The 13,044-nt window shown below is 69.9% G+C and carries 13 protein-coding genes and 1 pseudogene; 7 read left to right on the forward strand and 7 right to left on the reverse strand.

The genetic code is table 11. The features are described from left to right. Positions 1-61: 61 nt before the first annotated feature. Positions 62-514: a dCMP deaminase gene (locus MXD59_RS05205; protein ID WP_248811128.1), complete on the forward strand. Its 453-nt coding sequence runs from the start codon at positions 62-64 to the stop codon at positions 512-514. A 241-nt stretch (positions 515-755) separates the two neighbouring features. Here MXD59_RS05205 and MXD59_RS05210 read toward each other — a convergent pair whose 3' ends face one another. Next, the gene (locus MXD59_RS05210; RefSeq protein WP_248823644.1) at positions 756-1,688 is read right to left on the reverse strand and encodes a helix-turn-helix domain-containing protein; all 933 of its coding nucleotides are present in this window, start codon (positions 1,686-1,688) and stop codon (positions 756-758) included. Between the two features lie 130 nt (positions 1,689-1,818). On the opposite strand from MXD59_RS05210, the gene MXD59_RS05215 reads away from it, so the two are divergent. Continuing rightward, entirely contained in the window at positions 1,819-3,435 is a 1,617-nt protein-coding gene (locus MXD59_RS05215; protein ID WP_248823645.1) for an MFS transporter, read from the forward strand. A 153-nt stretch (positions 3,436-3,588) separates the two neighbouring features. Here the strand turns inward: MXD59_RS05215 and MXD59_RS05220 are convergent, their stop codons facing one another. Then, the gene (locus MXD59_RS05220) at positions 3,589-4,524 is read right to left on the reverse strand and encodes a methyltransferase domain-containing protein (protein ID WP_248811131.1); all 936 of its coding nucleotides are present in this window, start codon (positions 4,522-4,524) and stop codon (positions 3,589-3,591) included. 130 nt (positions 4,525-4,654) lie between these two features. Beyond that, a complete protein-coding gene (locus MXD59_RS05225) occupies positions 4,655-5,110 on the reverse strand; it encodes a TetR-like C-terminal domain-containing protein (protein ID WP_308301649.1) in 456 nt (151 codons plus the stop codon). 1 nt (position 5,111) lies between these two features. Here MXD59_RS05225 and MXD59_RS05230 point away from each other — a divergent pair, with 1 nt between their 5' ends. Further along, positions 5,112-5,309, forward strand: a complete 198-nt coding sequence (locus MXD59_RS05230) for a nuclear transport factor 2-like protein (RefSeq protein ID WP_248823646.1) — start codon at positions 5,112-5,114, stop codon at positions 5,307-5,309. Here MXD59_RS05230 and MXD59_RS05235 read toward each other — a convergent pair. Further along, positions 5,302-6,177 carry an alpha/beta hydrolase fold domain-containing protein gene (locus MXD59_RS05235; protein ID WP_248823647.1) on the reverse strand — a complete coding sequence of 292 codons (876 nt, stop codon included), beginning with the start codon at positions 6,175-6,177 and terminating at the stop codon, positions 5,302-5,304. The two genes, MXD59_RS05230 and MXD59_RS05235, sit on opposite strands and share 8 nt — an antisense overlap. A gap of 867 nt (positions 6,178-7,044) precedes the next feature. Then, entirely contained in the window at positions 7,045-7,227 is a 183-nt protein-coding gene (locus MXD59_RS26850; protein WP_248823648.1) for an alpha/beta hydrolase domain-containing protein, read from the reverse strand. Between the two features lie 447 nt (positions 7,228-7,674). On the opposite strand from MXD59_RS26850, the gene MXD59_RS05245 reads away from it, so the two are divergent. The 3 genes from MXD59_RS05245 to vanX are packed head-to-tail and all read left to right on the forward strand — an operon-like array spanning position 7,675 to position 10,376. Continuing rightward, positions 7,675-8,730 carry an NAD(P)-dependent oxidoreductase gene (locus tag MXD59_RS05245; protein ID WP_372511917.1) on the forward strand — a complete coding sequence of 352 codons (1,056 nt, stop codon included), beginning with the start codon at positions 7,675-7,677 and terminating at the stop codon, positions 8,728-8,730. A gap of 1 nt (position 8,731) precedes the next feature. Continuing rightward, a complete protein-coding gene (gene vanA, locus MXD59_RS05250; protein WP_248823650.1) occupies positions 8,732-9,775 on the forward strand; it encodes a D-alanine--(R)-lactate ligase in 1,044 nt (347 codons plus the stop codon). After that, the gene (gene vanX / locus MXD59_RS05255; protein WP_248811137.1) at positions 9,768-10,376 is read left to right on the forward strand and encodes a D-Ala-D-Ala dipeptidase VanX; all 609 of its coding nucleotides are present in this window, start codon (positions 9,768-9,770) and stop codon (positions 10,374-10,376) included. Before vanA ends, vanX begins: the two co-directional genes overlap by 8 nt. Before the next feature lie 74 nt (positions 10,377-10,450). Here the strand turns inward: vanX and MXD59_RS05260 are convergent, their stop codons facing one another. Together MXD59_RS05260 and MXD59_RS05265 are read right to left on the reverse strand one after the other, a co-directional pair. Then, a complete protein-coding gene (locus MXD59_RS05260) occupies positions 10,451-11,527 on the reverse strand; it encodes a sensor histidine kinase (RefSeq protein ID WP_283096351.1) in 1,077 nt (358 codons plus the stop codon). A 55-nt stretch (positions 11,528-11,582) separates the two neighbouring features. Continuing rightward, positions 11,583-12,278 (reverse strand): response regulator transcription factor, encoded by a 696-nt coding sequence (locus MXD59_RS05265; protein ID WP_248823652.1) that lies wholly within the window; start codon positions 12,276-12,278, stop codon positions 11,583-11,585. 370 nt (positions 12,279-12,648) lie between these two features. On the opposite strand from MXD59_RS05265, the pseudogene MXD59_RS05270 reads away from it, so the two are divergent. Then, positions 12,649-13,044 (forward strand): annotated as a pseudogene (locus MXD59_RS05270) (hypothetical protein); the annotation flags it as partial.

Consider the following 13,044-nt stretch of genomic DNA (forward strand, 5'->3'; position numbering starts at 1 on the left):
CTCAGGTACCGGAGGCTCGGGTACCGCAGGCGCGCCACGTGCGGGAAGGACGACTGATCCCATGCCCCAGCTCGACGACCAGCGGTGGATGACCCGGGCGATCGAACTCGCCCACCGCTGTCCACCCGCCACCGGTGCCTACTCGGTGGGGGCCGTCCTCGTCGGCGAGGACGGCGAGGAGATCTCCTGCGGCTTCTCCCGGGAGGTCGACGACGCGGTGCACGCGGAGGAGTCGGCTCTCGCCAAGATCGACCCGGACGACCCGCGGCTCGCCACGGCGACGATCTACAGCACCCTGGAACCGTGCTCCCAGCGCACCTCCCGGCCACGCAGCTGCACCCAGCTCATCCTGGCGGCGAAGATCCCCCGGGTGGTCATCGCCTGGCGTGAACCCGGTCTCTTCGTCGCCGACTGCCAGGGCTACGAGCTGCTCACCGCGGCCGGTGTCACCGTCGTCGAACTGCCCGAACTCGCCGAGCGGGCCCGCGCCATGAACGCCCACCTGTCGGTCTGAACTCCTTCGTTTCCAGGCGATGAACACGATCACCCTGTGCGGGCTGCCCACAGGGCGCTGATCACGTCGATTTCCTGGCCGCCCCGGTCGCGTAGGTGGTGCAGGCGGGCTCGTGGGTGCGGCAGAGTCACCTCACGGCGAGGTCACCTGGTTCGCGGGGCTTGGAGTACGCGTTTCTCGGGGCCTTCACCGCACCTTCTGCGGGGCCTCCAGTACACGTTCCGCCGAAGATCGTCAGACGTCACCGAGGTACAGGCGCGGACACCGCAGCCGTGGAACCCGCGGGAGCGGGGACAGGGATGGAACCGGTGGGGGAGGCGACGCAGTCGGCGGGGGCGGGGGCGTGCAGGCTGGCGAGCAGGGCGAGGCGCTCGGCGCTCGTCGAGCCGGGTTCGGGGGTCAGCAGGACCAGCCGCTGGCCGGGGTCGTCCTGCAGCCGCAGGATCTCCTCGGCGAGAGAGAGCTCGCCGACGAGCGGATGGCGGAACTCGCGCCGGCCAGGCCCACAGTCGCGCACCCCGTGGCGCGCCCAGGTGGACGCGAAGTCCGCGCTGTTGACGCACAGTTCGCCGATCAGCGAGGTGAGCGCCGCGTCGTCGGGATGCTGCCCGCTGGCCAGACGCAGGTAGCTGACGACGTCCTCGACCTTGCGCCGCCAGTGGACGTACAGGTCGCGGGTGTGCGCGTCGAGCAGGATCAGGCGGGCCATGTTCGGCCGGGTGGCGCACTGTGACGGCGCGGCGAAGTCCAGGTGTGAGGCGATCAGCGCATGCCCGAGCCGGTTCCAGGCGAGGACGTCGGTGCGTCGGCCGAGCACGAGCGCCGGGACGTCACGCATCGTGCCGATCAGCTGCAGGATGGCGGGTCGGACCCGTTCGGGGCGCGTCGAGCGTCGCGCGGCTCGGGCCGGCCGGGCGAGCGAGCGCATGTGCGCCTGCTCGTCGTCGCTGAGCAGCAGCACTCGGGCCAGGGAGTCCAGGACCGCGTCCGAGGCGTTGCGGCTCTGCCCCTGCTCGAGACGGGTGTAGTAGGTGACGCTGACCCCGGCGAGCTGCGCGAGCTCCTCACGCCGCAGCCCGGGCACCCGCCTGCGGTCACCCGGCCGGCTCAGCCCGGCATCGGCCGGGGTGAGCCGAGCGCGGCGGGAACGAAGGAACTCGCCGAGTTCGGTCATGGCGGCTATTGTCCCCGACCAGCTGGCCGGATAATCCGTCCCAGGGTGACCCTGTCATTGCCACCCCTGGCAGGGGTGGTAATCGCAGGGTCGTGGCTGCCGTGCCGATTCGGCGGCAGTGTGCAGAGGCATGACCGAATCCTCCCTCGCCCCGCACACGGCGGGATCCGGATCGTCCGGACCTGGCCCGGCAGCCGACGTGCCAGCGGCCGGGTCGCAGCCGCCGAGCGCCGAGTCGCGGATGACCCGTCGCCAGCAGCTCGCCCTGGTGCTGCTGCTCGGTAGCCAGTTCATGCTGGCGATCGACTTCTCGATTCTGAACGTGGCGCTGCCGTCGATCGGGAGCGGCGTCGGCCTCGGCGACGGTGACCTGCAGTGGATCGCGACCGCGTTCGCGTTGCCGTCCGCCGGGTTCACGTTGCTGTTCGCCCGGGTCGCGGACCTTTCCGGCCGTCGCCGGCTCTTCCTGATCGGCCTGGGCCTGCTCGTGGTCGCGTCCCTGCTCGGCGGGCTGGCGCAGTCCCCGGTGGAGCTGCTCGTCGCCCGGGTCGGGCAGGGGCTGGCCGCGGCGATCGCCGTCCCCGCGGCCTTGTCGCTGCTGGTCACGACCTTTCCGGACGGGCCGGTGCGCCGCCGCGCGCTGGGCCTCAACGGTGCCCTGCTGCCCGCCGGGTTCACCGTCGGCGCGCTGGTGGGTGGACTGCTCACCGGCTATCTGAGCTGGCGCTGGGCGTTTCTGGTGAACGTGCCCGTCGCGCTGGCCATTCTCGTGGCGACGCCGCGGGTCATTCCGCTCGACCGCGGCACGTCGGGACAGCGCCTGGACATTCCGGGTGCGCTCACGGTCACCGCGGGTCTCGTCGCCTTCGTCTACGGGGTGTCCCGCGGCGGCGAGGACGGCTGGTCGGATCCGTGGGTGTGGGTCGCGATCGGCCTCGGCCTCGCCCTGCTGGTCGCCTTCTGGCGGATCGAACGGTCCAGCCCGCATCCGCTGGTCTCGATGGACGTCCTGCGGATGCGCCATGTCGGTTGGGGTAATGCCGGCGGCTTCGGCGTGTTCGCGCTGGGCAGCTCGATCGTGTTCATCATGACGCTCTACCTGCAGCAGGTGCTCGGCTATTCGGCGGTCACCACCGGTCTCATCTTCGGGGTTCCCGGGGCCGCGGCGTTCACCGCGGGAATGATCTCGCCCCGGCTGCTCACGGTCATCCCGTCGAAGCCGCTGCTGGTGGTCGGTCTGGTCCTGCAGGGGCTGTGCGCGCTCGCGCTGGTGTTCGTCGGGCCGGACCGCGGTTCCCTGACGCTGCTTCTGGTTGCCTCGGTCGTCGGTTTCTTCGGGCACGCCTGTGGCATCGTCGGCTATCTGATCACCGCCACCTCCGGCCTGCGTGACGACCAGCAGGGCCTGGCCACGGGCCTGACGACGCTGACGCAGCAGGTCGCGCTGACCCTGGGCATCCCCGTCCTGTCTGCGGTCGCGAACGCCCGCACCAACACGCTGCGCGCCGACGGCGACCACTCGCCGGCCGATGCCGTTCTCGGCGGTCTGCACCTGGCGCTCGGCGTGAACGCCGCCGTCACCGCCGTCGTGGTCGTCCTGGTCACCGTCTTCCTCGTGCGCCCCGGTCGTCCCCGGCGCACGGACCGCGCAGACCTGGCGGATCTGAGGGACCTGGCGCAGGACCGCGTGGCAGCGTCGTCCCAGGGCGCCGGCCTGCCGGCAGCCGCCGGATCGGCCCCGGCGTAGGCGGATCAGCCGCCGGCGGTGGTCGACGACCGCGGGCGGCCGCCGTCCACCGCACCGGCACCACTGGTGATCAGGACGAAAGCGGCCAGGACGGCCACGACGAAACCGGCGACCGCCACCGCCCACCCGGCCGCACGCCCCCTGTGTGCCGTGCTATCCGATCCGGCGGTGGATGTGGTGAACGAGACGGGCGATGCCGCGGTAGGGGTCCTGGGCGCCGGCCACCCACTCGGCGTCGACGACGGCGTCCACGTCCGGCCCTGGCGGAACGTCGCCGAGATGGTCGGTGAAGGTCCTGATGCCGTACCAGGCGAGTGACCGTGTCCCGGCGGCGGTGAGGATCCCGGCGACGTTCGCAGGATCGTCGCCGGGTGGTACTCGCATCGCCGGCTGCCGATCCGGTCCGGCAGCACCGGCAGCACCGGCACCGGTGGCGGCCCGGGCGGTCACGGCGGGCCAGGGGTCACCGAGCAGCGCGGTGGTGTCCTGCCAGCGACCCTGCAGTCCCGCCCGCAGGGCGAGCGCCGGGCCGTTCTTACCGACCACGGAGACGATTCCCCCGGGCCGGGTGAGTTCGACCAGGACGTTCAACAGGGGCGCCGGCTCGGGGACGAACATGATGACGCCATGGCAGAAGGTGGCATCCCAGCCGGTCCCCACCAGGTGGACGGCGTCGCGTCCGTCTCCTTCGACCAGTTCGACGCGTCGGCGGACCGACTCGGGGGCGTTGGCCAGCCCACGTCGCGCCGCGGCCAGCATGTGCGGGTCGGGCTCGCAGACAGTCACGTGGTATCCCCGCCGGGCGAACTCCAACGCCTGCACGCCGTTCCCACCGCCGATGTCCAGCAGCCGCGCGGGCGCGGGCGGCAGGTGCTCGACCAGCGCACGGGTGACCAGCCGCTGGCGGACGATCCCCCGCAGGGTCGCCGTGTGCGCCACGTAGTCGGCGGTGTCCGTGTAGTCCGCCGCACCGGGGCCGTCGACGACGGCAAGCACCCGGGCCTCGCCGTCGGATGCCGACGGACGGCTCGGTGGAACGCTGTGCTCGAGAACGGGCGTGCTGAGGTTGCTGGCCGAGGACGGCTGCATCAGGTGGTGCTCCTTCCGGTCCCTGAAGACATGTCCTGTTCAGCGGTGCCGCGAACCTCTTTCGAGCCGTCCCCGGCATGCTTCAGGTCACGCGTCGGGCCCCGTCACTGCGACGGCTGTGAGCGTCCGGTCAGGGCGTCGGCCGTGGTGGCTCCCCGGCGAGTACCCGCGCCAGGTATGCACTGAAGAGGTCGCCGAGCCGGCGGGCAGGCTCGGCATCGTCGGCGTCATCGGTGTTGGCATCGTCCGCGTCGGCGGCGTCGGTGGCTGCCGCCGGCCGCAGGGATCCGTTGCGGCTGAGCGTGACGAGGCCGTGCACGAGCGCCCAGCTGATGAGGGCAAGGGCGGGGACGTCCCGCGGTGCCGGCTCCGTCGGCGAGAGGTGGCGGACGGCGGAGCCCAGGATGCCGAGCGCGCTTGCCTGCGCCGTCTGCAGGACGGGATCCTCGGGACGCAGCTCGCTGGGCCGAAACATCAGGTCGAACAGCGCGGGGTTGGCGAGGCCGAAGTCGATGTAGGAGCGTCCGAGCCCGGCCAGGTGTTCCTCGGGGCTGGAACCGTGGATCTGGCGAAGCTGCCCGGTCAGAGTGTTGAAGCCGTCGGCCGCGCAGACCCTGCCGGACGGGTCGTCCTACGAGAACCACGGCGTGCATGTCGTCGGCATGCGCTGGGGCAAGATCGTCGAGATCGATGCCAACGAGGACTCCCAGGTCGTCGCCGAATCGATGAAAATCCTCGCCGCCCATGGCCAGGACGAAGCACTGGCCCCACCCGTCCTCAGCTGAACCTGGATGCGACGAGTCGTGCGATGTCTCGTCGGGCCCGGCGGCCTTCCGCGATCAGTGGCAGGAGGGGATAGGCGTGTTGCATGCCGTCCGCTTCATGGAGCGTGATGGGCTGGCCGACCTCGTCGCACCGGTGGGCAAGCCGGTGCGCGTCGGTGTTGAGGATGTCGGCGGTGCCGGTGAACACGTCGATCGGGGCGAGACCGCGCAGGTCTGCGAGCAGGGGACTGACCCGGGCGTCGTGCGGGTCGAGCGGGCCGGCGTAGAGCCGACCGGCCTCGACCAGACCGTCGACTGCGAGCATGCGGTCCTGGGCGTCGATCTCGCGCTGGCGTGGTTCGGAGACGGTGATGTCGAGCCACGGGGAGATCAGCACGATGCGGGCCGGTTGCGGGTCGCCGCGATCGCGTAGCTGTTGTGCGGCGGCGAGGGCCAGGCCGCCGCCGGCGCTGTCACCCATGAGGGTCACCGGCCCGTGGCCGGAGCGCACGAGGGCGGCGAGCAGATCCGTCATCGCGGGGACGGTGCGCTCGGCCGTCACCTGCGGGGCGAGGGGGTAGATCGGCACCTCCACCTGGGCCGGTGCCGCCAGCGCCAGGCGTCGGATGAACATCCATTGGAACGGGCCGATCTCGTGGATGTAGGCGCCGCCGTGCAGGTACAGCACGCGGTGCTCCACGCGGTGTACCGGGGGCGCGACGGTGTAGACGGGAGTACCGGCGACCTGGCGAACGCCCAGGCGGGTGCCCTGCGACAGGGTGCGCGGCGGCGCGTAGGACGTGGGGCGCAGCGCGAGCTGCTCGACGCGGGCGCGGGTGCGCTCGGGAGTACTGAAGGATCGCTTGGCACCGGTCAGGCGGATGCCCACGTTGACAGCAGAATTGAGGACGCAGGAGCGAACGTTGATGACGACCTCGCTTCGAGCCGGGCCGGGCAGGGCCGGGCGATTCAGATGTGCGATGTTTCCAGCTGGCGGCGCAGGAGCACCGGGGGTCCGGGCTTGCACGGAACAGGACGCCGACGGTCATGCCCCGGACAGCGGCCGCGTAGCGGGTCGTCGAACACCGACCAGTAGCTTACGCTACGTAAACCACATGTTTTGGCCTTGTAACGACGCTTGTCAAGGATGACTGCACGAAGGTGGGCCGGGACAGGTCGACACCGCTTCCCACCTGCGAGGCAACCCACGAGCTGTAACGTGATCGCACGAGGGAGCGCCGCGGACGACGGGAAACACGACGTGAACCTGGCCGCAGCCGAGGGCGAGCGACCGCGGCGCGCGCGAGGATCTGGAGCAGCGCCTGCGCGAGGCCACCGCCCGGACCGACGACTGGGCGCAGCAGATCACTGGCCCCCGACAACGCCGGAGCACTACAACGGCTTCTTCAGCTCACCACCCAGCCGATCCCCGCGAACGACCTCCAGTACCTCGCCCAGCACGGAGCCGAGGTCCAGCAGGCACTCCACGACAACCCCGGGCAATGGGCACGCTGGTGGTGGATCTGCTTCGCCACCCAACTGGCTTTCCTGCCCTGTGCCTTCGTCCTGACCGGCCGGTGGAACCCCCGCCGGGCCCGTCACGACGAAAGCGAGCACGAGCGCCTCGCGCAGCGCGAGCTCGCCATGCTCCAGCGGTCGGTCTGACGCGAAACGCCTGGTTTCCGATCGGACCGCCGCGCCGCCGATGTTGTCCGCGTCCGGCCGGCGGAGTCGGAGCCCCCGGCGGCGTGCGGGATCAGGAGTGGATCAGATCCGGCTGGGCGTAGGCCAGCAGGGCGGCCTTGTCCTCCGCCAGGGCGTAACCGGCGACGATCGTCGCGGCGGCGTCGGCGGCGTAGCGCGCCCGGTAGACCGAGCGGGACGGATGGAGCGCTGCCAGCCGCTCGGGGGTGAACTGCTTGGTCGAACCAAAGAACACGCAGGTCAACCGCCAGCGCGGTACCCGACATTGTTGCCGCGAGCGCGCCGAGCAGGGGAGTGGTTCGTTGCCACCAACGTCGGCCCGGGACCAGGGCGCCGTCGCCCGTCCGTCGGCCGTGCGTCGGACTGTGGAATCTCGCATTAACCGGTCACCACCATCTGGTCGATTCCTGAGCGTCGCTGGATGTTCTCGTCCGGAGACGCCGCATGGGCCGGGGGCGGGGGCATGCGCAGGCCAGACAACCCCGATCGCCCGCTACCTCGTCCTGACCCCGAAAGAGGTAGGCAGAACCGGCGCGCTCCGGGGGCCCGACGCAGGCACCGGCCACCTGACCGGCTACGTCGTGATCGTGGTGAGCCCGCTCGTCGCCGGTCCGCACCATATCGTCGGCATATCGAAACCCGCATACGTGCCGGTAACGCCAGGCCCCCTTGACTGGCGGACATGAGCCACCGCGCACCAGTACCAACAGAACCGGCCCGAACGGCGGCCCCCCGCGCCCGATCGGCGGCGTCCACACCCGCCACACCCGCCACACCCGTGCCGGCACCTGGAATCACGGTTTATGGCTGCGACCGGGACGAGGCCGTGCTGTTCCGAGAACTGGCGGCCTGCTTCGGCGTGGCCGCGACCATCACCGAGGTGGCGGTGTCCGAAGCCACCGTCGACCTGGCCATCGGGAACCGGTGCATCAGCGTCGGACACCGGACGCGGATCGCGCATCCCACTCTGCTCGCCCTGGCCCGGTCCGGCGTGGAGTACATCTCCACGAGGAGCATCGGATGCAACCACGTCGATGTGGAATATGCCGAGAGTGTCGGCATCACGGTCGGCAACGTCGCCTACTCGCCCGACAGCGTGGCCGACTACACGCTGATGTTGGTGCTGATGGCGGTGCGCGATGCGAAGTCGATGGTCCGTCGTGCGGAGGCTCAGGACTACCGGCTCGGTGAGACACGTGGGCGGGAACTACGCGATCTGACCGTGGGGGTGCTGGGAACAGGACGCATCGGCGCGGCAGTCGTCGCCAGGCTGCGGGGCTTCGGTTGCCGAACGGTGACGCATGACAGCAGCCCGGCGACCGACACCGACCATGTTCCCCTCGACGCCCTGCTGGAGCTGAGCGACGTTGTCACGCTCCATACTCCGTTGAACGCGGACACGTACCACATCCTCAACCGTGAACGTCTGGCGCGGATGAAACCCGGCGCGTTCGTCGTCAACACCGGGCGCGGTCCACTTCTTGACACCCGGGCGCTTGTTCTGGAGCTGGAGAGCGGCCGGCTGGGTGGCGCCGCACTGGACGTCCTCGAAGGCGAGGAGGGCATCTTCTATACCGACCACGGCAGCGGGCCGATCGACAACGACCTGCTGGTGCGGCTGCAGCGGCTGCCGAACGTGCTGATCAGCCCGCACACCGCCTACCACACGGAACACGCGCTGCGTGACGCCGTTCGCAACAGCCTGCTCAACTGTCTGCACTTCGCGCGGGGAAGGTGACATGAGCAGGCTGAAGATGGGAATCGTGTTCGGTGGTTCCACCGAAGAGCATCCGGTCTCCGTCCGGTCCGCACAGGAGATCGCCCGGCACCTCGACCCCGAAAAGTACGAACCGTTCTGGATCGGCATCACCCGCGACGGTGCCTGGCTGTTGTGCGACGGCCCGGCCGCGGGTTGGGACGGCGGCGGCAGCCGTCCGGCCGTCCTGGCGCCGGACAGCGGCATCCACGGACTGCTCGTCCTCGAGCAGGGACGCTACGATGCGGTCGCTCTGGACCTCGTGCTGCCCGTTGTGCACGGCCGGCTCGGCGAGGACGGCGCGTTGCAGGGTCTGCTGGAGCTTGCCGGTATCCCCTACGTCGGCTGCGATGTGCAGAGCTCCGCGCTGTGCATGGACAAGTCCCTCACCTATCTCGTCGCCCGCGGTGCGGGTATCGCCACGCCGAACTTCTGGCCGGTCGCGGCGAACACGGATCCCCATCCCGACCTGTTCACCTACCCGGTCTTCGTGAAGCCGGCCCGTTCGGGGTCGTCCTTCGGCGTCAGCAGGGTGACTCGGCCGGAAGAACTACTGCCGGCGGTGGCGACCGCGCGACAGTACGACGCGAAGGTGCTGGTCGAGGAGGCCGTCGTCGGCAGTGAGGTCGGCTGCGCCGTCCTGGGGAACGGCCCGGAGCTGGTCACCGGCGAGGTGGATCGAATCTCACTGCGTCACGGATTCTTCCGGATCCATCAGGAGAGCGAGCCCGAGCGCGGCTCGGAGAACTCGACGCCGGTCGTGCCCGCTGACATTCCGGCGGAGTCGAGTCGGCTTGTCCGGGAAACGGCAAAAGCCATCTACGGCGCGCTGGGATGCCGCGGGCTGGCGCGGGTGGACATGTTTCTGCGGGCGGACGCGACAGTGGTGCTCAACGAGGTCAACACCCTGCCCGGCCTGACCTCGTACAGCCGCTATCCGCGCATGATGGCGGCCGCCGGACTGCCGCTGGCCGAGGTGATCGACCGAGTTGTGTCGTTGGCACGTGCCGGGAGGCCCCATGCATGAGAATCTCGTTTTTGTGGACGAGTTCGTGCCCGGAATACGCTGGGATGCGAAGTACGCCACCTGGGACAACTTCACCGGCAAACCCGTGGACGGATACGTGGCGAACAGGATTGTCGGCACGAGGGCGCTGTGTGCGGCCCTGGCGGAAGCACAGAAGGAAGCCGCCTCTCTGGGCTTCGGCCTGCTGCTCTGGGACGGGTACCGCCCGCAGCGCGCCGTGGACTGTTTTCTGCGTTGGTCGGAACAGGCGGAGGACGGTCGGACGAAGCTGCGGCACTACCCGAACATCGAACGACCCGAGATCCTCGCACGGGGATATGTGGCTGCCCGGTCGGGTCACAGCCGGGGCAGCACCGTCGACCTGACGCTCTACCAGCTGGCCACCGGTGAACGTGTCCCCATGGGCGGTGGCCATGACCTGATGGACCGGATCTCGCACCACGACGCCGAAGGAATCACACCGGTCGAGATGCGAAGCCGACAGCACCTCCGCGCCATCATGGAGCACTGCGGTTTTCGCCGATACGACCGCGAGTGGTGGCACTACACGCTGAACGACGAGCCCTTTCCGGACACGTACTTCGATGTCCCCATCAGGTGACGGCGCCCGGCCGAGTGCAGGGGGAGGGAGACCGGAAGCCAACCTCGGCGGTCGCGGCAGCGGTGACGGTGGCCTCACCTGGCCGTGTGCGAGGGCGTGAGGGGAAGGCGCACGGTGACACGGAGCCCCCCGTCGGCTCGGGGGGTGAGGGTGAGGGTCCCGTCGTGGGCCTGGACGATGCTCCTGACGATGGCCAGGCCGAGGCCGACACCTGCGTGGTCGGCGTGGGTGCGTCCAGTACCGCGCTGAAAGGGCTCGACAAGGGTGGCGGTCAGCTGCGGGGTGAGCTTCTCACCGGTGTTCTCGACGGTGAGCCCGACCGTCGTCGGGTGCACGCTGGTCGTGACCCACACGGTGCCCTGTTCGGGCAGGTTGTGCACGATCGCGTTGTGCACCAGGTTCGTGGCTGTCTGCAGCAGGAGCGCATGCGAGCCGACGGTGGCGGCCACGTCGCCGGCGGTCTCGATCGTGACGCCGTGTTGTTCGGCGAACGGCAGCAGCGTCTCCGTCGCTTCTTCCGCGGCCAGGGACAGGTCGACGTGTTCGCGGGTGAAGGTTCGCGCCTTGGCGCGGCTGAGCAGCAGCAGCGCTTCGGTGAGGTCGATTGCCCGGGTGTTGACCAGACGGAGACGGTCGACCAGCTCGCCGGTGTCGCGGTGCGGATCGTTGCGGGCCACGTCGAGCAGGGTCTGCGTGATCGCCAGCGGGGTGCGCAGTTCGTGGGAGGCGTTGGCGGCGAATCGCTGCTGTTCGGCGTCGTGTGCCTCGAGCCGCGCGAGCATGGCGTCGAAGGCGTCGGCGAGTTCGCGGAACTCGTCCCGGCGGCCTTCCAGCCGGATTCGGTGGGACAGCGATCCGTTCGCGGTCAGCCGGGTCGCGTTGGTGATGCGCCGCAGGGGCGCGAGCATGCTGCCCGCGAGGACCCAGCCGCCCAGCAGGCTGAACATCAGCAGGAACGTCAGCATGGCGGCTGCCTTGGGCACGAAGGCCTGCTGCAGGTCGGAGCGATCGGGTACGAACGGCCGGTCGGGCACGAACATCAGCGGGCCGCGCCGCATCCCCGGCTCGGGCGGTGCGGTGTGGATCGTTTCGGGCACGTAGCGCAGCAGGAACACCCACACGACCGCGAGCAGCAGAACACCCGCAAGCATGAGAAAACCGGCATAGCTGAGGGTGAGCCTGAGGCGAACACTCGTACCGGGCGCCCTATCCACGGTGTTCGCCCGTTCGTCCGGTGCCGGGGGCCGTGTCGATGCGGTATCCGACGCCGGGCACGGTGGCGATGATCCAGGGTTCACCGAGGCGTTTACGCAGGGCCGAGACCGTGATGCGCACGGCGTTGGTGAACGGGTCGGTGTTCTCGTCCCAGGCCCGTTCCAACAGGTTTTCGGTGCTGATGACACCGCCTTCGGCGGCGACGAGAACCTCGAGCACGGCGAACTGCTTCCTGGTCAGCGCGACATAGCGGCCGTCGCGGTAGACCTCGCGGCGAAACGGGTCCAGCCGCAGGCCCGCGATCTCCCTCACGGGCGGCCTGCGGTGCGCGCGCCTGCGGTCGAGCGCTCTGAGCCGAAGCACGAGTTCCCGCAGCTCGAACGGCTTGGTGAGGTAGTCGTCGGCGCCGATCTCGAACCCGGTGACCTTGTCGTCCAGCCGGTCGGCGGCGGTGAGCATCAGGATCGGCAGACCGCTGCCGGACGCGACGATGCTTTCGGCGATTCTGTCGCCGGACGGTCCGGGAACATCACGGTCGAGGACGGCGATGTCATAGGTGTTGACGTCCAACAGCTCCAGCGCGGCGTCACCGTCACCGGCGATGTCGGCCGCGATCGCTGCCAGACGCAGCCCGTCGCGGACTGCCTCGGCCAGATAGGGTTCGTCCTCGACGATCAGTACACGCACGCGCCCGATGCTACGAGCCGGCACATATCGCCGGCATACCGAAACCGGGTGCGTGCCGACACCGTCGCGCCGCGCGCTGGCCCACCCCCTGATGCACGTCTGATCGGGCGCGTTCGCCCCGGGCGGCGCCATGGTCCGACCACGCTGCGCACCTGCCACCGGAGGCACGTCGTGTTTTGACGGGGGGCTCGACGGAAGGCCAGGAACCGCGAGCTGGAACACGCCCGTGGGCCGCGGCCCACCGGCCCGCCGAGTACGGCGACGGGGCGGGCGGGCACCCGCAGGGCACCGGCCAGACTGGCCGGGCCTCTGACCGGTCCAGACTCTGCCGCCGGCAGGCCGCCAGCCGACAACGACCCAGAGGAATCCGATGGGCTTCAACCCGTTGATCGAAAAAGGCATCCCGCTCGACGACCAGGTGCGCACCTGGTCGGAGCTGAACACTGTTCCCTACGGCAAGAACGACATCCACCCTTATACCCGGTGTCGGGTCATTGCCATGAACGGCGCCGGGTTCGAGGCGGTGGCGTTCAGCCACCAGTTCAACCGCCACACCGACGTGCCCGAGCTGAAAGCCGCGCTCGCCCAGACCCGGGCGATCGAACAGCAGCAGCAGCGGGCGGTGAACTGGCTGATCCCCGGCGAGGAGAGCACGCTGGAGGTCACCCTCGGCTACCAAGTTGCGGGCCAGTGCTTCGGTCTTCAGGCCGGGGGTGAAGGCCCGCTCGGGAAGGCCGCTTCGCGGTCTGAGCGTGTTCTAGGCCGG

It is taken from the genome of Frankia umida (assembly GCF_023242945.1).
In the GTDB taxonomy this organism is placed as follows: domain Bacteria; phylum Actinomycetota; class Actinomycetes; order Frankiales; family Frankiaceae; genus Frankia; species Frankia umida.

Coding starts and splice junctions, on each gene's coding strand:
- MXD59_RS05205 (WP_248811128.1), top strand. CDS start 62: ATGCCCCAGCTCGACGACCAGCGGTGGATGACCCGGGCGATCGAACTC.
- MXD59_RS05210 (WP_248823644.1), bottom strand. CDS start 1,688: ATGACCGAACTCGGCGAGTTCCTTCGTTCCCGCCGCGCTCGGCTCACC.
- MXD59_RS05215 (WP_248823645.1), top strand. CDS start 1,819: ATGACCGAATCCTCCCTCGCCCCGCACACGGCGGGATCCGGATCGTCC.
- MXD59_RS05220 (WP_248811131.1), bottom strand. CDS start 4,524: ATGCAGCCGTCCTCGGCCAGCAACCTCAGCACGCCCGTTCTCGAGCAC.
- MXD59_RS05245 (WP_372511917.1), top strand. CDS start 7,675: ATGAGCCACCGCGCACCAGTACCAACAGAACCGGCCCGAACGGCGGCC.
- vanA (WP_248823650.1), top strand. CDS start 8,732: ATGAGCAGGCTGAAGATGGGAATCGTGTTCGGTGGTTCCACCGAAGAG.
- vanX (WP_248811137.1), top strand. CDS start 9,768: ATGCATGAGAATCTCGTTTTTGTGGACGAGTTCGTGCCCGGAATACGC.
- MXD59_RS05260 (WP_283096351.1), bottom strand. CDS start 11,527: ATGCTTGCGGGTGTTCTGCTGCTCGCGGTCGTGTGGGTGTTCCTGCTG.